This is a genomic window from Pseudomonas sp. P9_2, from assembly GCF_034008255.1.
Classification (GTDB): Bacteria; Pseudomonadota; Gammaproteobacteria; order Pseudomonadales; family Pseudomonadaceae; genus Aquipseudomonas; species Aquipseudomonas synxantha_A.
Genome location: NZ_CP125376.1, coordinates 1,434,587 through 1,456,805, shown reverse-complemented (window position 1 = coordinate 1,456,805; position 22,219 = coordinate 1,434,587). Strand labels below are relative to the sequence as shown.

At 58.5% G+C, this 22,219-nt stretch carries 11 protein-coding genes; all 11 read left to right on the top strand.

The features are described from left to right. Positions 1–90: 90 nt before the first annotated feature. The 11 genes from QMK52_RS06355 (at position 91) to QMK52_RS06305 (ending at position 22,127) form a co-directional block, all read left to right on the top strand. Positions 91–1,587, top strand: a complete 1,497-nt coding sequence (locus tag QMK52_RS06355; protein ID WP_005783590.1) for a YdgA family protein — start codon at positions 91–93, stop codon at positions 1,585–1,587. A gap of 338 nt (positions 1,588–1,925) precedes the next feature. Continuing rightward, entirely contained in the window at positions 1,926–4,406 is a 2,481-nt protein-coding gene (gene pgaA, locus QMK52_RS06350) for a poly-beta-1,6 N-acetyl-D-glucosamine export porin PgaA (protein WP_005783591.1), read from the top strand. Positions 4,407–4,418: 12 nt separating this feature from the next. Beyond that, entirely contained in the window at positions 4,419–6,422 is a 2,004-nt protein-coding gene (gene pgaB, locus QMK52_RS06345; RefSeq protein WP_032878493.1) for a poly-beta-1,6-N-acetyl-D-glucosamine N-deacetylase PgaB, read from the top strand. 2 nt (positions 6,423–6,424) lie between these two features. Continuing rightward, positions 6,425–7,765: a poly-beta-1,6-N-acetyl-D-glucosamine synthase gene (gene pgaC / locus QMK52_RS06340; RefSeq protein WP_320403945.1), complete on the top strand. Its 1,341-nt coding sequence runs from the start codon at positions 6,425–6,427 to the stop codon at positions 7,763–7,765. Between the two features lie 2 nt (positions 7,766–7,767). Continuing rightward, positions 7,768–8,250: a poly-beta-1,6-N-acetyl-D-glucosamine biosynthesis protein PgaD gene (gene pgaD, locus QMK52_RS06335; RefSeq protein WP_005783596.1), complete on the top strand. Its 483-nt coding sequence runs from the start codon at positions 7,768–7,770 to the stop codon at positions 8,248–8,250. Positions 8,251–8,663: 413 nt separating this feature from the next. Further along, complete coding sequence (locus tag QMK52_RS06330) at positions 8,664–10,385, top strand: ShlB/FhaC/HecB family hemolysin secretion/activation protein (protein WP_005783598.1); 1,722 nt, start codon at positions 8,664–8,666, stop codon at positions 10,383–10,385. 30 nt (positions 10,386–10,415) lie between these two features. After that, positions 10,416–18,701 carry a DUF637 domain-containing protein gene (locus QMK52_RS06325; RefSeq protein ID WP_320403944.1) on the top strand — a complete coding sequence of 2,762 codons (8,286 nt, stop codon included), beginning with the start codon at positions 10,416–10,418 and terminating at the stop codon, positions 18,699–18,701. Further along, complete coding sequence (locus tag QMK52_RS06320) at positions 18,698–19,054, top strand: hypothetical protein (RefSeq protein WP_003187492.1); 357 nt, start codon at positions 18,698–18,700, stop codon at positions 19,052–19,054. Before QMK52_RS06325 ends, QMK52_RS06320 begins: the two co-directional genes overlap by 4 nt. Positions 19,055–19,273: 219 nt before the next feature. Continuing rightward, complete coding sequence (locus QMK52_RS06315; RefSeq protein ID WP_103734045.1) at positions 19,274–19,870, top strand: imm11 family protein; 597 nt, start codon at positions 19,274–19,276, stop codon at positions 19,868–19,870. A 115-nt stretch (positions 19,871–19,985) separates the two neighbouring features. Then, the gene (locus tag QMK52_RS06310; RefSeq protein ID WP_005783605.1) at positions 19,986–20,429 is read left to right on the top strand and encodes a hypothetical protein; all 444 of its coding nucleotides are present in this window, start codon (positions 19,986–19,988) and stop codon (positions 20,427–20,429) included. 1,326 nt (positions 20,430–21,755) lie between these two features. Beyond that, positions 21,756–22,127, top strand: coding sequence for a hypothetical protein (locus QMK52_RS06305; RefSeq protein WP_232289401.1), 372 nt, complete (start codon positions 21,756–21,758; stop codon positions 22,125–22,127). The last annotated feature ends 92 nt before the right edge of the window (positions 22,128–22,219 follow it).

The following is a 22,219-nucleotide window of genomic DNA, read 5'->3' as shown; positions in this document are numbered from 1 at the left end:
ATCTTCCCCCGTTTTCGGCGGGCTTGAGCCAACCCCTTCGGGGTTCAAGGAAGACAGCCCACTTCTCACAGGATTTGATCAGGTCACTTCATGAATAAGCCAGCAGTTGTTTTCTTGGGTTTTGTTGTCGCCATCGGCGCCGTCAGTGCGGGCGGCGCCTGGTACACCGGTAAACAACTGGAGCCGGTCCTGCAAACCGCCATCCAGAACGCCAACAAAGAGTTGCAGACCTCCATGGCCGGCGTCGACGGCAGCGTGGCTCTGGAGTTGGTGTCTCTGGACCGTGGCGTGTTCAGCAGCACAGCGCACTATCGCCTCAAGGGCCAGGGCAGCGTGTTCGGCGAAGACAACCCGAACCCTGAGTTGCTGTTCGTCGACCATATCGAGCACGGCCCGTTGCCGTTCTCGCGCCTGGTGACCCTCAAGTGGTTGCCGGTCATGGCCACCAGTCACTACGAACTGGAAAAGAATCCCACCACTGAAAAATGGTTCGCCGCCAGCAAAGACGTGTCGCCGCTCAAAGGCGTGGCGAACATCGGCTACAGCCGTTCGGTCAGCGGCAACATCGAATTGCTGCCGCTGGAGTTCAAGGACGACACCTCCTCGGTGAGCTTCTCTGGCGCCAACCTGGAATTCGACAGCAGCGCCGAAGGCCAGAAGGTCAAGGCTGATGGCTTCATGAACAGCCTCAAGGTCGCGGCAATCGATGCCAATGGCGCACCGTTCGAAGCGGAACTGGCCGGCCTGACTGTCGCCAGCAACCTGGAGAAATCCACCTTTGGCTTCTACACCGGCCAGAACACCGTGGAACTGACCGATACCAAGGTCACCTTCGGCCCGCAGAAAGCCGTGCTGACCCTCAAGGGCTTCGAGCAGAAAGACTCCACCCAAGCCAAGGACAACAACCTGGCCGGCCGCGTCGACTACAAGATCGACGAGATCGGTTACCAGGGCAAACCGGTCGGCTCGGCCGCCATGGCCGTGAGCATGAAGAACGTCGATATCCCGGCGATGCTGGTGCTGACCAAGCTCTACCAGGACAAGATGCAACCGGTGCAAGCCGCTGCCGCTGCCGGCCAACCGGTGCCGGAGCTGCAATTGACCGAAGCCGAGCAGGCCCTGGCCGAAGCCAACGTCAACCAGGTACTGGCTGCCAAGCCGCAACTGGCGGTGGAAAACCTGTCGCTGAAAACCACCCACGGCGAAAGCAAGTTCAACCTGGTGGTGGACCTGGCCAAGCCAACGTCCATGGAGCTGCCGCCGGTTGAACTGGGCAAGCAGATGATTGCGCTGCTGGATGCCAACCTGACCCTGTCCAAGCCGATGGTCAGCGACGTAGCCGCCCTGCAAGCGCAGGTCGGTGGCGTGACTGACCCCAAAGCCATCGAGCAGCAATCGCAGATGGCGGCCGAGATGGTCAGCGGCATGGCAGTCGGCACCCAACTGGCGACCCTGGTGGGTACCGATGTGGTCTCCAAGCTGCACTACGCCAACAACGAAGTGACGTTCAACGGCCAGAAGATGACCGTTGAGCAGTTCATTGGCTTTGTGATGTCGAAAGTCGGTGCGGTGAGCGGCGCCCAGTAAGCGCTGAAAATGCAGTAAAAAAATGTGGGAGCAGGCTTGTGTGGGAGCTGGCTTGCCTGCGATAGCATCGCCCCGGTCTGGCTGAACGACCGCGGTGCCTGCATCGCGGGCAAGCCCGGCTCCCACACAAACCCGGCTCCCACATTCGTTTTGTGTGAGGGCAAAAAATCGCGATCGCACAATTCTGAACAATTGTTCTGAATTGTACTTCCCCCTACGTCGCTAAGAGATAGTTCCTACAGGAAAGCTAGGTCGGGTCCCGAGACGCCGACACCCTGATGCGTTTCGCTCAGGACCATCTATCGTTAGGGCTTTCCGTGTGTAAGGAAGCTCACGATATGCTGCGAAACCTCCCCTACAGTGCTTCAGGCCGGTTGCGTCTGCTTATCGGGGCCGCCCTGTGCAGCCAATTGCTGGCCCCTGGCCTTGCGTTTGCCGATCCCGCCTACGATGCCCTGATCATCCAGGCCCGCAACGGTCACTTCACGCCGGCGTTGACGCAACTGCGCCAACTGTCTGCCGAACGCCAAACCCCAGGCCAGGTCAGCGACCACCTGGTGATTGCCGGTTGGGCCGGGCAAGACGACGAAGTGCTCAAGGTGTACGAAGCACAAGGTAAGCACCGCAACCTCACCACCCAGGCACTTGCCACGGTGGCGCGCACCTATCGCAATCAAAAACAATGGGCTCAGGCCGAAGCGGTCTATCGCCAGGCGCTGCTGCGTGAACCGAATAACGTCGACCTGCAACTGGGCCAGGCCCTGACCCAGGCCGATGGCGGCAAGGCCAACGAAGCGGTGCAACGCTTGCGCACGATGGTGGCGGCGCAACCCAATGACCCGAACCGCCGCATGGCCCTGGGTTATGCGCTGACACGCGCCGGCTTGAATTACGACGCCTTGTTCGAGTTCGACCAAGCCTTTATCCGTGCCGGCGACAAGCCGGAAGTGGCCCGTGAATACATCGTCGCCCTGCAAAAGGCGCGCTTGCCCGAAGCCGCCCTGCGCCTGTCGGCCAAGCGCCCGGGCCTGGTGGACGCGGTCACCCAGCGCCGCCTGGAAGGCGACCTTGCCGCCGAGCGTGTGCGCATGGCCGAGTTCGCTACGCGTACCGAAAAAGAACGCTACGTCATCGCCGATCGCGCCTTGCAGGATTACGACAAGCTGATCAGCCGCTGGGCCCCGGACGCCACTGCCCACGACGACGTCGTGCGCTGGCGTATCGACCGGCTTGGGGCACTCAAGGCCCGTGCACGCACCGCTGAGGTGATTCGCGAATACGAAGTGCTCACCGCCCAAGGCGTGCAGTTGCCGACCTACGCCGTGCGCTGGGTCGCCGCATCCTACCTCGACCAGCGCCTGCCGGAAAAAGCCGCGCCGCTGTATCGCCAGGCGCTGACTGCAGCGGATGCCGACGTCGGTGATCATGTCAAAGACAGCACCGCCCTGTTCTACGCCTTGTTGGAAAACGATCAGGTGGATGAGGCGCGTGCGGTCGCCACGCAGCTGGCCAGCACCGAGAAACCTCGGGTTGAACTCAAGGGTTTGCCTATCGGCAACCCTAACGACGAATGGATGGACGCCCAGCAATTGGCGGCCCAGGCCGGTACCTATGGCGCCGACCTGAATGCCAGCGAACAAGCGCTGGAAGACCTGGGGAGCAAAGCTCCGGGCAGCATCGGTGTACGTTTGGCACAGGCAGAAATGTACCGTGCCCGTGAATGGCCCAGACGCGCTGAAGACTCCCTCAAAGAGACCGAAAACCAGAGCCCCCGTGACATCGGGGTGGAAATGTCCCAAGGCTTCACCGCGTTGGACCTGCAGGAATGGCGGCAACTGGACCTGCTCACCGATGACGTCGTTGCCCGCGCTCCGGACAACCGCCAGGTACAGCGCCTCAAACGCTTGCGCGACGTGCACGACATGGCCGAAGTGCGGGTGGAAGCCTACACCGGCAAAAGCTTCGGTGGCGGCAACAACCAAGAGGCCGGCGCGGTGTCGGGTAGCCGTGACTGGGGCATAGAAAGCGTGATCTACACCCCGCCCATCGACGAGGACTGGCGCCTGTTCGCCGGTGTCGGTTACGGCACTGCCGATTTCGCCGAAGGTACCGGCCATCACCGTTGGCAGCGTGTGGGCGTGGAGCGGCGCACCCGCGACATGACCATCGAAGCCGAAGTGTCCAACCATTCTTATGGCGATGGCGCCAAACAAGGCGCGAGCGTGTCGATCGCCCGCGACATCAACGACCACTGGCAGTACGGCGGCAGCCTTGGCTACCTGCTCAACACCACACCGTTGCGAGCGTTGAATGAAGGTGTCACGGCCAACGGCGGCAGCGGTTTTATCCGCTGGCGCGCCAACGAAAGCCGCGAGTGGAAACTGGCCGTCAGCCCGTCGCATTTCAGCGATGGCAACGACCGCGTCGAAGCCTTGCTCACCGGCCGCGAAGGCATCTACAGCTCGCCCAAAGTGCAAGTAGAGCTGGGCCTGGAAGTCGGTGCCAGCCGCAACAGCAAGGAAGACACGATCTACTTCAACCCCAAGTCCGACTTCAGCGTGTTGCCTACCGTCAACGTCAACCATGTGCTTTATCACCGCTACGAAACCCAGTGGAGTCAGCAGTTCCAGCTCGGTGCGGGTACCTATAGCCAAAAGGATTACTCCACCGGCGGCGTCGGCTTGATCGGGTACGGCCAACGCTTTCGCTGGAATGACGTGCTGGAAGCCGGCGCCAACCTGAGCCTGGTCAGCCGACCTTACGACGGCGAGCGCGAACGCGATCTGCGCCTGCTCCTGGACCTCACTTACCGTTTCTAGAAGAGCCTGACCATGACCCTCCTCAGTCGTTTTTTTCTGGTCCTGGGTGTAATGCTGGCCGCCGCATGCGCCCAGCAACCCGCGCCATTCGTTCCACCTGCCGAGCGGCCGACACTGGCCAGCGAAGCGCCGTGGCCGAAGAACCATTTCCTGGGCATTGCCTACCACGACGTCTCGGACAACGACCCTGACCAGGCCGTGGTGGCGGTGCGTACCGAGCGCTTGATCGAGCAATTGGCCTGGCTGCGCGAGAACGGTTACCAGGCGGTCAGCGTGGATCAAGTCCTTGCTGCGCGCCGGGGCGGGCCGACACTGCCGCCCAAGGCCGTGATGCTCAGCTTCGATGACGGCTATTCCAGCTTCTACACCCGTGTGATGCCGATCCTGCGGGCCTACAATTGGCCGGCCGTGCTGGCGCCAGTGGGCAGTTGGATCGACACGCCGCTGAACCAGCCGGTGGACTTCGCCGGTACACCGCGCCCACGGGGCGACTTCCTGACCTGGCAGCAGATTCGTGAAGTGTCCCGATCGGGCCTGGTGGAAATCGCCGCCCATACCGACGCCAATCACAAAGGCATACTCGCCAATCCCCAAGGCAACCTCGAACCGGCGGCCACCACGCGCCGCTATGACCCGGCGACCGGCCGCTATGAAACCGAAGCGCAGTTCCAGGCGCGGATGCGTACTGACGTAGCAGCCATCTCCAATAAAATCCGTACCGTCACTGGCAAGGCTCCACGGGTATGGGTGTGGCCGTATGGCGCGGCCGATGGCACCACCCTGGCCGTGGTCGGTGAGCACGGCTATGAGATGGCGCTTACGCTGGATGACGGTTTGGATGATTCCAACAAGCTGATGAACAGCCCGCGATTTTTGGTGGCCTCCGACCCGGATGGGGAACACTTCGCCAGCAGCATGGTTTCGGTTCAGGCCAAGGCTCCGTTGCGCGTCGTGCATGTGGACCTGGATCACGTCTATGACCCCGACCCGGTTCAACAGGCGCACAACCTCGATGTGCTGGTGCAGCGCGTGGTGGACATGGGCGCCGTCACGGTGTTCCTGCAAGCCTACGCCGACCCCAAGGGTGATGGCCTGGTGCATTCGGTGTACTTCCCCAACCGCCACCTGCCGATGCGCGCCGACCTGTTCAACCGCGTTTCCTGGCAGTTGCATACCCGTGCCCACGCCAGTGTGTTTGCGTGGATGCCGGTGCTCAGCTTTGCCCTCGACGCCAAGCTGCCACGCGTGACCCGCTGGGACCCGCAGACCGGCAAGGTTGCTACCGATCCGGATCAATACAAGCGCCTGTCGCCCTTTGATCCGAAAGTGCGGCAGCTCATCGGCGAGATCTACGAAGACCTGGCGCGTACCAGCAACAGTGCCATCGACGGCGTGCTGTATCACGACGATGCGCTGCTAAGCGACTTTGAAGACGCTAGCCCCGCCGCACTCAAGGCCTATGCTGCCCAGGGCTTGCCGGACAATATCGCTGCGCTGCGTGCCGACCCTGCGGTGATGCAGCGTTGGACTCGCTTCAAGAGCCGCTACCTGACTGATTTCACCAACGAGCTGACCGTGAAGGTGCGCGCCATTCGCGGCCCGCAGATCCTCACCGCTCGCAATATCTTCGCCGAGCCGATGCTCAACCCCGGCAGCGAAGCCTGGTTTGCGCAGAACCTCGATGACTTCCTCAAGACCTACGACTGGACGGCGCCCATGGCCATGCCGCTGATGGAAGGCCAGTCGCTGAAAGACTCCAATGCCTGGCTGGAAAAGCTGGTGGCCACGGTCAAGGCACGCCCCGGCGCACTGGAAAAGACCGTCTTCGAACTGCAAGCCAAAGACTGGCGCACTCAAGCCGCGCCGGATATCAGCGCTGAGCAATTGGCAGAGTGGATGGGTGTACTCAAACGCCAGGGCGTCACCAGTTTCGGCTACTACCCGGACAACTTCCTGGAAAACTCCCCGGACTTGAAGACGATACGTCCGGCCCTCTCCAACCAATGGAATCCTTGATCATGTTCGACAGAATCCTGGCTCTATTCGTGTTGGCGCTGGTATTGGGCTTGCCTCTGGGCCTGATCTTCCTGATCACCGGGCAGTTTCTGATGGACTTCGTGTTCTTCTACCCGCTGTTCATGTCGGCGCTGTGGATCGCCGGCGGCTTGTACTTCTGGCTGCACTGGGAGCGCCATTGGCCGTGGGAGGAAGACACCCCGGCGCCGATCCTGGCCGGCGAGCCGCTGATTTCGATCATCATCCCTTGCTACAACGAAGGCGATAACGTCGCTGACACGATGGCGGCCGCGTTGGCCCAGGTGTACCCAAACATCGAAGTGATCGCGGTCAACGACGGCTCCAGCGACAACACCGCAGCGGTACTCGATGCCCTGGCACTGCAACACCCACGCCTGCGCGTGCTGCACCTGGCGCAGAACCAGGGCAAGGCCGTGGCCCTGCGCATGGGTGCGGTGGCCGCCCGCAGCGAATACCTGGTGTGCATCGACGGCGATGCGTTACTCGACAAGAACGCGGCGGCCTACATGGTCGCGCCGATGCTCGACAACCCGCGCCTGGGCGCCGTCACCGGCAACCCGCGCATCCGTACCCGTTCCACCCTGATCGGCCGGGTGCAGGTCGGCGAGTTCTCCTCGATCATCGGCTTGATCAAGCGCACCCAGCGGGTGTTCGGACGGATCTTCACGGTCTCGGGTGTGGTGGTGGCGTTTCGCAAGAAGGCGCTGGACCGCATCGACTACTGGAGCACCGACATGATCACCGAAGACATCGATGTCAGTTGGAAGCTGCAACTGGATCATTGGTCGATCTTCTACGAGCCGCGTGCCCTGTGCTGGATCCTCATGCCCGAGACCGTCGGCGGCCTGTGGAAACAGCGCCTGCGCTGGGCCCAGGGTGGCGCCGAAGTGCTGTTCAAGAATATTCGCGGCATCTGGCAATGGCGCCATCGCTACCTGTGGCCGCTGCTGTTCGAATACTGCCTGTCCACCGGTTGGGCCTTCACCTTCCTGCTGTCGGTGATCTTCTGGGCCGTGGGTAAATTCGTCACGCTGCCGGCGGCGATTACCGTGGACTCGTTGGTGCCACCCGCGTTTACCGGCCTGGTGCTGGCGATGGTGTGCCTGCTGCAGTTTGCGGTCAGCATCCTGATCGACCGGCGCTACGAAAAAGACCTGTGGAAAACCCTGTTCTGGACCGTGTGGTACCCGATGGTGTTCTGGCTGGTGAGCCTGTTCACCACGCTGGTGAGCTTTCCCAAGGTGTTGTTCAACCAGCATCAAAAACGCGCACGCTGGGTCAGCCCGGACCGTGGCATCAAACCTGCCCAAGAGGAGGCGTGAGCATGAAACTGGTCAGAACTCGCCAGAGCCCTGTGATGTGGATCATCGATGTGTTGCTGACCCTGCTGGCCTGGGGCGGGCTGGTCTGGCTGCTGGCACGTGGCATCGGCGCCATGCTCGAGACCCATGGCGGCCCACGCATCGAGGCGCCGATCTTTGCCGCGCTCAACACCTTGCAGATCTACCTGTGGATCGCCTTGTTCAACGCGTTGATCCTGATCGGCTGGGCGCGCTATCAACAGCGCCGCGGCCGCCAGTTTGCCCAGCGCCGCGCAGAGGCCAATGCCCTGAGCGACAAGCACCTGAGTGAAAGCTTCAACCTGGGCGATGGCGACCTGGAACAACTGCGCCGCCCTGGCGTGCTGGTGATCCACAACGATGAAGAGGGCGGCGTCGAAGAGGTGAAGTCCCACGTCTCCCGCGACGTCGAACGCCCTGGACTGACCCTGGTACCCGGCGCCGACAAAGACAAAGGCATTGGCTGACATCCTCAATGCTGCGACTACCCAATGTGGGAGGGGGCTTGCTCCCACATTGGTTATTTCCCACCCTTTAGATTGCAGTGGTTCAACCCTCTCCTTGGAATTCCGATAAATGGGATCCAATTCACAAAACCCCCGCGAACTTTTCTCCTTTTCTCGGTACTAACCTAACTCGACGAAACTTGATGGCTAAATAATGGCAATCAAAAAACCCTTCGTCGAATTGCCATCAAAATCGCTGCCACTTGTCGGAATAATCACTTCCGTTGAAAAGGCTCAGCCCTTTTGATGAAAATTTATATTTATTAATCAATAGCTTGAAGACTATTTCAGCGAACGGCCCAACTTCGCCCGTTTCTAGGCTAGCTGGAAGTTCGATGTTAGTTTCGCGGCCCTTGATTTTCGATGGATCGAACATGTCTTCGTTATTGCCACGGACTCGGTTTCTTCTCTGCACGTTCCTGCTCACCTGCCTGAGCCTGAACAGTGCATCCGCCGCCCCCACGCCTGGCGATCAGGACTTGATCCGTGACCGGCAGAACCGCTTGCTCGAAGAGCAGCAGCGGCGCCTCCAGGAACTACAGGACCTGCCCGGCAAAGCGGAAAAGCCCCAAGCCCCGGCAAGCCCTGCCGACACTCGGTGCTTCCCGATCAAAACCATCGAACTCAAAGGTGCCGACAGCCTGCCGGCGCCCGAGCGCGAGCGCCTGCTCAAGCCCTACATCGGCCAATGCCTGGGCGTGTCGCAGCTTAACGATTTGCTCAAAACCATCACCGACTACTACCTCGGCAAAGGCCGCGTTACCAGCCGTGCCTACCTGCCGCAACAGGACCTTTCCACCGGCCACCTGCAAGTGCTTGTGGTCGAAGGCAAGCTCGAAGCCCTGCGCAGCGCCGAAGGCAGCACAGTGACCGACCGCGAACTGGCCATGGCCTTTCCCGGCAAGGTCGGCGAAGCGCTGAACCTGCGTGAAATCGAGCAACTGGTGGACCAGCTCAACCGCCTGCCGTCCAAACAAGCGCAGATGGAGCTCACCCCCGGCAAGCAGATCGGCGGTAGCGACGTGGTGGTCAAGAACACCGCGCAAAAGCCCTGGCGCGCCAGCCTGTCGCGCAACAACGACGGGCAGAAAAGCACCGGCGAACAGCAATGGGGCGCTGGCCTGGAGTGGGACAGCCCCCTCGGCCTTGGCGACCAACTGATGCTGCGCGGCGGCCACGACGCCATCAGCGACCACCAGAAAACCTCGAAAAACACCATGCTCTACTACAACGTGCCCTGGGGCTGGTGGAACTTCAGCTACACCTACAGCGAGAGCGACTACCGCACCTACGGCATCGCCGACGGCTTCAAATACAAGCAGGACGGCGACAACCAGAACCACCAACTGCGCGCCGAGCGTGTGATCCACCGCGATGACGTCAGCAAGACCTCGGTCAACGTCGGCCTGGCGCACCTGCGCACCAACAACTACATCCTCGACGTGCGCACCGCGCCCAGCAGCAACCGCCTCAGCGAACTGCAACTGGGCGTCAACCACGGGCGGCGCATCGGCAGTGCCTTCGTCAACCTGGACCTGGGCATGCAAAGCGGCATCGGCCTGCTCGACGCCCAGGCCCAAGACGAGCGTGACCCAGCAGGCCGTCGCCAACCGAACTCGCGCTACCGCAAATACACCGCCACGGTCAGCTACCTGCAACCCTTCAGCCTGTGGGGCGAGTCGTTCAGCTTCAGCAGCCTGGCCACCGGGCAGCGCAGCGAAGACCCGCTGTTTTCGCCGCAACGCATGAGCCTCGGCGGCTCGGCCTCGGTGCGCGGTTTCAAGGACCAATTGCTGACCGGCGACAGCGGCGGCTACTGGCGCAACGAAGTGCGCTGGGCACGCCCGGTGACCCTCGACTGGATGCGTCCGGCGTTCTTTGAATACGGCGCGAGCGTCGGCTACGACCAGGGCGTGATCCGCAACGACCGCTACAACGACAACGTTCACGGACGGGTGTCCAGCAACTCCCTGGAGCTGTTCGCCCGTGGCAAACACGTCAGCACCAGCGTGACCTTTGCTCATTCGTTAGAAAGACCCGGTGTAGTTACCGAGCGCGAAGCGCCGATCTACTTTCGCATGGATTTCTTCCTGTAATTCAACGCCCCGCTGCATGAGAGCCTGACAATGGATGTTCGCCAATTCGCCTTCCTGGCCCGCCAACCTTCTGCCGCCCTGAAGCGCCGGGACGCGTTCTTCGGCCTGCCCAAGCGCGGGCTGGCGTTGATCCTTGCCAACGCATTGTTCTGGCAGCCGCTGCTGGCCCAGGCCGAGGGCATTGTGGTCAGTGCGCCGGGCACCACCGTGGGCGCGGCGGGCAATGGCGTGCCGGTGGTGAACATCGCCACCCCCAATGGCGCGGGCTTGTCCCATAACCAGTTCAAGGACTACAACGTCGGCCCCAACGGCGTGATCCTCAACAATGGCAACGGTGCCATGGTCAACACCCAACTGGGCGGGATCATTGTCGGCAACCCCAACCTCAAGGGCGGCGCGGCGAACGTCATCCTCAATGAAGTCAACGGCGGCAGCCCCAGCCAGTTGCGCGGCTACACCGAAGTGGCGGGGCAGTCGGCCAAGGTCATCGTGGCCAACCCGTACGGCGTGACGTGCAGCGGTTGCGGCTTTATCAACACCCCCAACGTCACCCTCACCACCGGTAAACCGGTGCTCGACGCAAGCGGCCAGTTGCAGCGCTATGAAGTGGACGGCGGCGCCGTGACCATCGACGGCCAGGGCTTGAACGCCAGCAACGTCGAACGCTTCGACATCATCACCCGCTCGGCCAAGATCAATGCACAAATCAACGCCCGCGAACTCAACGTGATCGCCGGGCGCAACGACGTCGATGCACAAAGCCTGAAAACCACCGCCCGCGCCGACGACGGCAGCGCCAAGCCGGAGCTGGCGATCGACTCCTCGGCCCTGGGCGGCATGTATGCCGGCGCGATCAAACTGGTAGGCACCGAAGCCGGTGTGGGCGTGAAACTCGACGGCACCCTGGCCGCCAGTGGTGGCGATATTCAGCTCGACGCCAATGGTCGCTTGAGCATGGCGCAAACGGTGGCGACCGGTAACGTCAACGTCACCGCGCAAAACATCGACCTCACCGACAAGGTCTACGCCAACGGCAATGTGCAGGTCACCAGCGCCCAGGCCCTGGTCAACCGCAAGAGCATCGCCGCCGGCCAGCGCATCGAGATCAACGCGGCCAGCGTGAACAACCCGGGCATCATCGAAGCCGGCGTCGCCGCCGACAACAGCCGCAACACCACCGGCGATCTGGTGGTGAACGCGCAAACCGTCACCACCAGCGGCAACCTGCTGGCCAGCCGCGCCCTGGCGATTACCGCCGCGCAAGCGCTGACCAACCAGGGCGCGATCATCCAGGCCAAGACCGTCGAGGTCAGCAGCGCCAAACTCACCAACCAGGGCGCCAGCGCTCGCCTGTTTGGCGAGCAGAGCCTGGCGATCAACTCGCCGGCCATCGTCAACCTCGGCGGCTTGATCCGCTTCGGCGAAGGCCAGGCCGCCACGCTCAACAGCGCATCGCTGGACAACCGCCAGGGCCGTATCGAAATGGCCGGCGGCAGCCTGGTGCTCACCAGTGCCGAATTGAACAACAGCGGCGGGCAAGTTATCGCCAACGACCTGACCGTCAACGCCGGCAGCCTGAACAACCAGAACGGCGTACTGGTGGCCAAAACCGCGACCGTCACTGCCAGCAACCTCGACAACAGCCTCAAGGGCTTGATCCAGGCCGACGGTGGCGCGCTCAACCTCGCCGTTTCCAACACCTTCAACAACAACCAGGGTTTCGCCCAGGCCAGCACCGATCTGAACGTTACTGCCGGTACCCTCAGCAGCAACGCAGGCGGCGTACTGAGCGCCGACACCGGCAAGCTCACCCTCACCGCCGCGCAACAGCTCAACAACGCCCAGGGCCGCTTGCAGGCCGGGCAGGGCGATATCGAACTGCACGCCGCGAACCTGGATAACCAGAGCGGCACAATCGTCGGCAAGCAACTGCTGCTCGACGTGGCTGGCGGCGATATCGACAACCGCGCCGGGCGCGTGTTGGGCGACCACCTCGACGTACGCGCCTCGGGCCTCGACAACCGCAACGCCGGCCTGCTGGCCGGTGGCGCCCAGGGCGTAAGCCTGCTGCTCAAGGGCCCGGGTCAGTTGCTCAACGCCCAGGGCCGCATCCAGAGCGAGGGCCTGCTGCAATTGCAAGGCGAGCGCTTCGACAACAGCGCCGGCATCCTGCTGGGCCAGACCGTCGACGTCACCGCACAGACCTTCAACAACAGCAACAAAGGCGCGCTGGTCAGCGATGGCGGTGACGTTGTGCTCAAGGTCAGCGACCTGCTGACCAACGTCGGTGGCCAGATCGACGCGGGCGAACGCAGCGTGCTGGTCAAGCAACTCACCACTCTCAACAACGACGGCGGCACCCTGCGCGGCAAGCGCCTGGACATCGCCGCCCAGCATCTGAACAACGACAACGGCCAACTGCTGGCCGGCGCCGAAGGCCTGAGCTACAGCGGCCAGGATGTGAGCAACCGCAAGGGCCTGATCCTCAGCGGCGGCGCCCTCACCGAGTTGAATACCACCCGCCTGGATAACCAGGGCGGCACCGTGCAAGGCGACAGCCTGACCGTCACCGCCAACAGCGTCGACAACGGCAGCGGCGGCCTGATGGCAAGCCTGGTCGGCAACCTGCAACTGACCGTCGAAGCCCTGGCCAACCGTGGCGGCAAACTGTTCGGCAAAGAACAAGTGACCGTCAGCGGCGCCACCCTCGACAACAGCGCGGGCGGCCAGGTCAGCGGCAATCAGATCAACCTGACCTCACGCGACACGCTCACCAACCAGGGCGGTTTGGTCGAAGCCAACCAGGGCCTGACCCTCACTGGCGGCAACCTCGATAACAGCGCCAACGGCCAACTGCGTGCCCTGGGCGGCGCCAGCAGCCGCGTCAACCTCAGCGGTGCGTTGAACAACCAGAACGGCACCCTCGAATTCGGTAGCCAGGCCTTCAGCCTTGACGCGGCCAGCCTCAACAACCAGAACGGGATGCTGCAACACGCCGGCACCGGCCTGTTCCACCTCAACACCGCCAGCCTCTCCGGCAGCCAGGGTAATATCCAGGGCATGGGCAGCGCCGACTGGGCGTTCGGCAACGTCGACGGCCTGGGCCGCGTGCAACTCAACGACGTGCTCACCTACAAGAGCGACCAGGGGCTGGCCCTCAAGGCCGGCGACCGCTTGGCCAGCGCCAAGGGCTTGATCCTCAACGTGGCCAGCCTGGACAACGGCGGCGAACTGCTCAGCGACGGTGACATCAGCATCACCACCGGCGATATCACCAACAGCGGCCGCGTCTCGGCCCTGCAAACACTCACCGTCGCCGCCAACAACCTCAGCCAGAACGGCGGCCGCCTGGCCGCAACCAATGCCCGCCTGACCCTGGGCGGCACCCTGGACAACCTCGGCTTCCTCACCGCCCGCCAGCAACTGGACATCGCCGCCGCGCAAATCAACAACCGTGGCACCCTCGGTGCCCAGGGCGCAGTGAACCTCACCGCCGTCAACGGCATCACCAACGCCGCCGACACGCTGCTGTTCAGCGGCGGTGACATGACCTTGCGCAGCAATGGCTTCAGCAACAGCTATGGCGATGTCTACAGCAAAGGCAACCTGAGTTTCGCCGCCCGCGATGGCGGGCGTGCCGTGCTGTTCAGCAACCGCTCCGGCACCGTGGAAAGCGAAGGCTCAATTGGCATCAATGCAGGCTTTATCGAAAACGCCAAAGACGAATTCGAACTCGGGCAGACACTGACCACCGGCAGCTTGAGCTGGATCTGTGGCCAGCACTGCGGCGAGAGCGACAACTGGGAACGTGGCGAGATCACCATCTACGAGACGTACCTTGAGGCGGCGACCAAGGACTCGGTAGCGGCGCGCCTGGTGGCTGGCAAAAACATGTTGCTGCAAGGCGACAATGTGCAGAACCGCTACAGCCTGATGGCCGCCAATGGCGACCTGAGCATTACTGCCGGTGACCTGCTCAATCAGGGCGCCGCCACGCGCACGGGCCAGCGCAAGCTTGTCATCGGCACCCCAGGTCACGTCTCCGACGATTTGTTTGAACGCATGCAATATGTCGACGTGCCCGCGTTCAATGCGGCCACGGCGGCCGGGAATTTCGACAAGGCGCGCTTCGAAGAACTCAAAAGCCGCTCACCCAATAGCCTGCCGTTCGCCTACGCAAGTGACGTCACCACCTGGACCAACAACAGCGGCCCCGGCTACGACGCCACCCTGCAAGCCGGCGGCACGGTCAACCTCAACGTCGCCCGCACCCTGCAAAACGGCACGCTGCACAACAACACCCTGGCCCAGTTGACCGGCACCCTCGGCGACGACCAGACCGGCATCCCCGTCGGCGGTATCAACATCAACCTGAGCAAACACGCCAACGACCCGAGCGCCCAGGCGCCCGGCAGCGTATTGCCCGTAGTCGGTGTGGCCCCCGGTGGCGGCTTCGTGCCCGTGGACTACACCGGCACCGCCTTCGCGCCGGTCGACCCCACCAGCTCGCCGACCTTCCAACTGCCCAAGGGCGAGTACGGCCTGTTCGTCAAAAACGCCGACCCCACCAGCCACTACCTGATCGAGACCAACCCCGAATTCACCTCGGCGTCGGGCTTCTTCAGCTCCGACTACATGCTCGGCAAACTCGGTTTCAATTCCGACAATGCCTGGCGCCGCCTCGGTGACGGCCAGTACGAAACCCGCCTGATCCGCGACGCCGTCCTCGCGCAAACCGGCCAACGCTTCCTCGCCGGCGGCCTGTACAGCGACGCCGACCAGTTCCGCTACCTGATGGACAACGGCCTTGCCAGCAAAGACGCGCTGCGCCTGAGCCTGGGCGTGGCCCTCACCGACCAGCAAGTCGGCGCCCTGACCCACGACATCGTGTGGATGGAAAACCGCGTCATCGACGGCCAGACCGTGCTCGTACCGGTGCTGTACCTGGCCCAGGCCGACTCGCGCAACGTGCGCGGCAACAGCCTTATCCAGGGCCGCGACCTCAACCTGGTCACCGGCGGCAACCTGATCAACGTCGGCACCCTGCGCGCCAGCAACAACCTCTCCGCCATCAGCAGCGGCAGTATCTACACCGGTGGCCTGGTCGAAGCCGGCAACAACCTCAACCTGCTGGCCCAGGACAGCATCCGCAACGCCATGGCCGGCGAAATCCGCGGCAAACAAGTCAGCCTTACGGCGCTCAAAGGCGACATCACCAACGAAACCACCGCCATCCAGGTGCGTGACGGCGCCGGTATGCGCACCCTCACCGACACCAGCGCCGGCACCATCGTCGCCCGCGAAAACCTCGCCATCGACGCCGGGCGCGACCTCACCAACCGAGGCGCACTCACCGCTGGCAACGACGCTAATTTAACCGCCGGCCGCGACCTCAACCTCATCGCCGCCAGCGACACCAGCGTCAAACACGAGACCCGCGACGGCGGCGAGAAATCCAGCATCACCACCGACGTCAAAAACCTCGCCGCCAGCGTCACGGCGGGCGGCAACCTCAACATGCAGGCCGGCCAAGACGTCAACATCATTGGCAGCAATGCCACCGCCGGCAAAGACCTCACCATCGCTGCCGGCCGCGACCTCAACGTCGCCTCGGTCAGCGACATGCACAACGTCGAGGGCAAGGAAAAGGACGGCAAAAAACGCATCAAGACCTCGGACGACCAGACCACTCAAGTGGCGAGCGTGCTGACGGCGGGTGGGGATTTTGTCAGCCAGGCGGGGCGTGATACCACGATTGTGGCGAGCAGGATCAGCGCGGGGAATGAGGCTTATCTGTATAGCGGGGATAAGTTGAGTTTGTTGGCGGCGCAGAACAGCACCTACAGCCTTTACGACATGAAGGAGAAGGGGGGCTGGGGCGCGAAGAAGACCAAACGTGATGAGGTGACCCACGTCACGAATGTGGGGACTGAGATCAAGACTGGTGGTGATCTGTCGCTGGTCAGTGGCGGTGATCAGTTGTATCAGCGGGCCAAGCTTGAAAGTGGTAACGACCTGGCCATCACCAGTGGCGGTGCGGTGACGTTCGAGGCGGTCAAGGACCTGCATCAAGAGAGCCACGAGAAGAGCAAGGGTGACCTGGCGTGGACCAGCGCCAAGGGTAAGGGGAATACCGACGAGACATTGCGTCAGAGTGAGTTGGTGGCGCAGGGCGAGCTGGCGATCAAGGCCGTGGACGGCTTGAAGATTGATGTAAGGCAGGTTAACCAGAACACGGTAAGCCAGACCATCGACGCGATGGTCCAGGCGGACCCAAGCCTCGCCTGGATCAAGCAAATGGAGCAGCGTGGCGATGTTGACTGGCGCGAGGTCAAAGAGCTGCACGACAGCTTCAAATACAGTAATTCCGGCCTGGGCGCCGGCGCGCAAATTGTCATAGCGATCATTGTTACCTACTTCACGATGGGGGCAGCAAGCGGCGCAATTGCAGCTGCTGGGACGGGCACGTCGATGGCTGGTGCGACGGCTGCTGCCACTGCCACATCTGCCGCAGGCTGGGCCAATGCTGCGGGCAGCGTTGTGCTTGCCGGTATGGCGAGTAATGGTGCGATCAGCACGATCAATAATCGTGGCAATTTAGGCGCAGTGGTCAAGGACGTAACCTCCAGCGATGCGATGCGGGGCTATGTTGTCTCGGGTGTTACCGCGGGGCTGACCGCAGGGTTCTACGACGACTGGACCAGCACGCAGACAGGCACTACTACTGCGCTGCCTAACTCGGGCGCAGTGACATCTGCGAGCCCATTGAGTACCTGGCAAGGTGTTGGTCAATTTACTGCGAATCAGGTTCTGCAAAACGGCACATCGGCCATCCTGACTAAAGCGCTGGGAGGAGAAGCCAGCTTCGGGGATGCATTGCAAAGCAGCCTTGCCAATGCATTTGCTGCCTATGGCTTCAACATGATTGGTGATGTCTCCAAGAATCGGTTCGCCGACGGCGGTATCACCAAGATTGGACTGCATGCGTTGATGGGCGGGCTGGCAGCTGAAGCTGCTGGCGGCGATTTCCGTACTGGTGCGTTGGCAGCAGGTGTGAACGAAGCCCTGGTAGACAGCCTCGCCAAACAGTACGCCAGCATGCCGGAGGATAAGAGAAAGAGCTTGCTGGTGATGAGCTCGCAGTTGATTGGTGTGCTTGCGGCGTCGGTGGACAGTGATGCTGACGGTGAGAGTTTGCAAACTGGAGCATGGGTGGCGGGCAGTTCGACACAGTACAACTACCTCAACCATGAAGAAAACCAAGAGCGCTGGGCTGCCAAGAAGAAATGCCAGGGAGGAGATAGTGCTGCGTGTGGGCGTGCTGACGCTCTGGATGCTCTAGATAAAAGTCGAGATTTGGCGCTAACCACAGCCTGCAGTGCGAATGGTGCAGGTGCTACCTGTCGTTCTTTACGGCGAGAAGCTTCGGAGGCTGCTCGAAGCCTTGTGGTTGCGAGATTTGGCCCTGAGGCTAAAGAGCAGGCTAAGCAAGTTGAGCAGAATAAAGAGCTTGCGGCGTATTCCATTGAGGCGGAGCTTCGAAGCATTAAGCAAGTAGATAGCCCGATTGCGCTTGCTCAGACAAAGCGCCTGGCTGAGCAGCTCGCTGAATTTGGTTCAGACTTCATTCCGGTTTACGGCGATGCAAAGGGCTTCTATGAGGCTGAGGATCCGTTTGACTATGCCATGGCGAGTATTGGACTCATCCCGGGCGCCGGGGATGCGGCACAAAAAGTTTTAGGCAAGGCTAAAAAGCTGTATTTGGAAGGAAAGGTTGCTGAGTCTGCGGATTTGGTAGAAGAGCTAGCAAAGAGCTTACCTTCAGGAGCAGGTCCTAAAAATCCACTTCTTGGTGATTCGCTACCCCGAAGCGGTGATCGTTTAGTTGTGAATCAAGGGCCCGTACCTACATGTGGTCACAACTCATGTGGCATGGTTTTGGATACCATGGGACATAAAGTAGACATAGGAAATCTGATTGAAAAGCTTCCACCCGGAAAAGACGGGATTTTCCCTCAGGACGTTGCGAATTTGATGAAGTCTGAGGGCGTCAACACGGCAGTTTATGCAAGCCGTAACGTTGCTGATTTGGCAAGATACACAGCAAACGGAACGCCTGTTATTGTCCAAGTGGTGGATAAAGCAGCGGGTACCGGATTTTCCCATTTTGTTGTGGTCGACGGCATTACGACCAGAAATGGCATTTCTGTCGTAGCAATTCGTGATCCTCATGGTAAGCAGTATTTTAGCCCCGCGACTACTTTTGAAAAGAATTTTTCAGGTTATGTTGTTGTTCCAAAGGATGCTCTGAAATGAAATTAAGCATTAAGTTTCCCGAGAATTTGTTAACCCACAGCCTGCTCGAGCAAAGGCTGATTCCTTGCATTTGCAAAATTGCAACGGAGTTTGAAATTGAATTTTTGGACCCTTTGCCAGAAGCTGCAGGAACCGTTCTGGAGTGGGATCGTGCAGAACTTGAAAAAAGAGCGATAGGTGGGGTAGGTGGGCAATACTCTCACTATGCACACGGTCGGGTGTCGTTAAAAAAAGTTGATATTGATATCTACCAAATATTGGATCTTGAAATGTTTTATAGGCTTTTTGGATGGTGCAGCATCTTGGAAGATGGCAACTATGCGCCGCCGGGGCAGTTTTGGGATGATGAATAAGTTGAAGAAAAGGGGACTGAAGAAAAGGGACAAGAAAAGAGGGCAGATTTATCTAGACTAGAGTTTAAAGGCTGTTTAGTCCTGAAGCAGGTGTAAACCTATTTCAGGACTAGACAGTCCCCTTTTTTCGTTGATTCGTGACAAAAATATTGGAAGGGATTAAGTCAGAAGCAGTAATCGTGGGTAGTGAAGTTGATAAATGGCTTACGAGGGACTGAAATGAGATATTACTTAATGCGACAAGATGTAACTGTCTGCGATAGGTGGGTGCTCGGAGATGTACATCATGTAGATAACTGGCATTTCAGTGATCCTGCAGTTAATTTTACGGAGCCAGGCACATATACCCTCGATGTAAGGTTCGACGGTAAAGAAGTTGATTATTCCCTCGCTGGATACGCCAGTGTTCCTGTTTTAAGCGAGAGGGCAAAAAATTCGCTCGCCGGTTTGCCAGAGATAGACGAACTTTATCAGCATGTCGTTTTTGAGCCGGTTAAGATAAACAATAAAGTGGTTTGCCAGAGCTATTTTTTGATGATTATAGAAACGCAAATCGATTGCGTGGATGAAAAGCGCTCTCGCTATAAAAAGTTTGAGGTAGATGATCCTGTTAGGCCAGATATGGCCGGCAACTATCGTGCTTTCTACAATTTGGTGGTTGACCCGGGTAGGGTCGGATCAAGTCATATATTTAGACTTAAAAAATATTTGGGTGCGATCATAGTAAGTGAAGAAGTGAAACGGCGACTTGTGGCAGCTGGTGTTGTCGGCGTACTGTTTGAATCTGTTAATGGTGATCAAGAAACCGTTACCTAGTTAGTCAGGTAGTTGGGGGAAGGCGGCGAATTTGCTTAATTCGTGGTGGTAGTGCAAAGGCCATTGATTAAATCTGCCCCCCTTTTGTTGTGTTTAATTACATGGGGGGCGATTTGTGTCGGACAAACAAGTATATGAGCTAACGATTGATGATCTTGATCGCTACAGCGTTTGGTTTTTTCCGATGGACGATACCGTGGAGGATGAGTTAACTGTACGCCCCCTCGCCGAGCAGGAAACGTGCTCAGACTTTCAGATTATCGTTCGAGCTGATTTTTTTGGTGAAAGACACTCTGTGTATCGCGGCTATTTGTATTGGAACTCCAATTCCGCAATTGAATGCTTAAAGCCTGTTGTATTGTCTGATAAGGGAGCCGTCGTAAATTTTTGGAGCGGTATAGTAACTCCCGCGTGGGAAAGTTCAGAGTTTGCCGGTTCGATTAGATCCGAGCTGCCTATTTCTTATGCCTCGGAATCGGTTTTCGATCTTCCTTCCATTTGCGGAAAGCTGGAGGGACTTTATTATCTTTCTGATGATCAGGTGTGCTGCGTTAAATGACGCGAGAAAAGGGGGGTGATTTATTTAAATTTGCGCTTGGATCTATTAAATAAATCTGTCCCCTTTGTTCTGCTGTTTGTCACGGTACTCCAGTCAGCAATATATTAAACCAAATTACAGGGTTTAATGGGTTTGCTACATTGCACGATGGTTGGATGATTAACTTGGAAGCTCACAAACAAGCTGATATGTCGTTTTTTGAAAATTTGGGCAGCATGCCGCCTGCTCTGCTTGTAAATTATGGAGCACTGTACGATAAGTACCGCCCAACAATTGAGTCGCAGAAAAAGCGTGAAAATTAATAAATGGCTTTTGGTAGTATTATTGTCGGCCTTGGCTGGCTGCGCACCTTCCCATTCCAATTGGGAAAATGGAATGAATCTATGGGTAGGTACTCATTTCGATTCCCACCTTTACAAAGACTGCACTCGAGGATGTGGCGACTCATATTGGTCGCCTGTAAATAAAAATAAGACCTTTGATAAGGTTGTTGATGAAAACGGAGGCAGGCGGTATTACATAACTTGGATTAGAGATTGCCGATATTCGGTTTTTGTCGCTGCGGATCGGCTAATAAAGTCATGGAGATACGAAACTTCTAACGTAAAAGGATGTTATGTCTTTTAACTGTTGTTTTAAGGGAAAAGAAAAGAGAGAAAAGGGGGCGAGAGAAAAGGAAGAGAAAAGGGGGCGGATTTATTTAAATGGCTAAGTAAAAAATAAGTCTGTTTCGAATGGAGCTGCGATCGAAGGGGACAGATCTATTTGCATGGAGCCGTTTCGGTGAAGAGTCGAATATAGGATATATTTTTGTTTTTAGAGCAGAAAAGGGGGCAGATTTATTTAAATTAGAGTTGAAGAGCATATTAAATAAATCTGTCCCCTTTTGTTCCTTTTGTTCCTTTTGTTCCTTTTGTTCCTTTTGTTCTTTTGTTCGCAACGGCCCGTGAGAACTCTTGTCCAGGACGAATCAGGCCGGTATTGGTTGCAAGGGCAAGGTGGGGGAAAATTACCCCTTCAGGTTCTTACGATTTTGTCACATTGCCGGATGGGACTATCAAGGTAAGCCGCCCAAATGTGAATGAGCAATTTTCAACCCATCTGGGGTAGCGTGGGGGGGAAGTTAAATATGCCGGCTCTATACGCTTTGGTAATAATGACGGTCCAGAGCGAGGAAAAATAACAAGATGGGATAATAGTTCCGGTCATTATCAGCCACCTGCTACCCTAAAGGCTAACTCTGGGTTACCGGAAAACTCATTTAATCCAAGGAAATAGTTTGGTATGGATTCAAGATTGATATCACTCTGTAAAGAGTTGGCGAAAATGACTTCTGATCAGGCGGCAGCTTGGATATTGAGCCGGTACCCGCTTACTTCAGATAATTGGGGTGAAGCTTTATTACTCCTTCCTCATAGATCTTGGAAAAAACCAGAGCAGAAACGTTTAGCGGATTATTATTTTAAGAAAATTCCGTTCTCTAGCGCTAGAGGATATGAAACCTTCGCGTCAATTATGCCAGTTAAGTTAATGGTTGCATGCATTAACGATGCATTGCCCAAAGATCCTAGCAGGCTCGAGTTATTGTTTTATCATCTTGTCCCAGTGCTTAAGCGTTTTGCGAAGAATGATGCAGATCGAAAAATTATTGAGACTTTACTTTCGGCTTTTTCGATAAATTTTCCAAAAGATAATTGAGAACAAAAGGAGGCGGTTTGTTTGATCTTGCTAGAGAAGTGAAAAAAGGGAGCGGAAAAAAAGGGAGCAGATTTATTTGAATTAGGGTTGAA

What these genes read in the sequence shown, in the direction of transcription:
- pgaB (WP_032878493.1), top strand. Translation starts at nt 4,419, where the DNA reads ATGACCCTCCTCAGTCGTTTTTTTCTGGTCCTGGGTGTAATGCTGGCC.
- QMK52_RS06315 (WP_103734045.1), top strand. Translation starts at nt 19,274, where the DNA reads ATGAGATATTACTTAATGCGACAAGATGTAACTGTCTGCGATAGGTGG.
- pgaC (WP_320403945.1), top strand. Translation starts at nt 6,425, where the DNA reads ATGTTCGACAGAATCCTGGCTCTATTCGTGTTGGCGCTGGTATTGGGC.
- QMK52_RS06355 (WP_005783590.1), top strand. Translation starts at nt 91, where the DNA reads ATGAATAAGCCAGCAGTTGTTTTCTTGGGTTTTGTTGTCGCCATCGGC.
- QMK52_RS06330 (WP_005783598.1), top strand. Translation starts at nt 8,664, where the DNA reads ATGTCTTCGTTATTGCCACGGACTCGGTTTCTTCTCTGCACGTTCCTG.
- pgaA (WP_005783591.1), top strand. Translation starts at nt 1,926, where the DNA reads ATGCTGCGAAACCTCCCCTACAGTGCTTCAGGCCGGTTGCGTCTGCTT.
- pgaD (WP_005783596.1), top strand. Translation starts at nt 7,768, where the DNA reads ATGAAACTGGTCAGAACTCGCCAGAGCCCTGTGATGTGGATCATCGAT.
- QMK52_RS06325 (WP_320403944.1), top strand. Translation starts at nt 10,416, where the DNA reads ATGGATGTTCGCCAATTCGCCTTCCTGGCCCGCCAACCTTCTGCCGCC.
- QMK52_RS06320 (WP_003187492.1), top strand. Translation starts at nt 18,698, where the DNA reads ATGAAATTAAGCATTAAGTTTCCCGAGAATTTGTTAACCCACAGCCTG.
- QMK52_RS06305 (WP_232289401.1), top strand. Translation starts at nt 21,756, where the DNA reads ATGACTTCTGATCAGGCGGCAGCTTGGATATTGAGCCGGTACCCGCTT.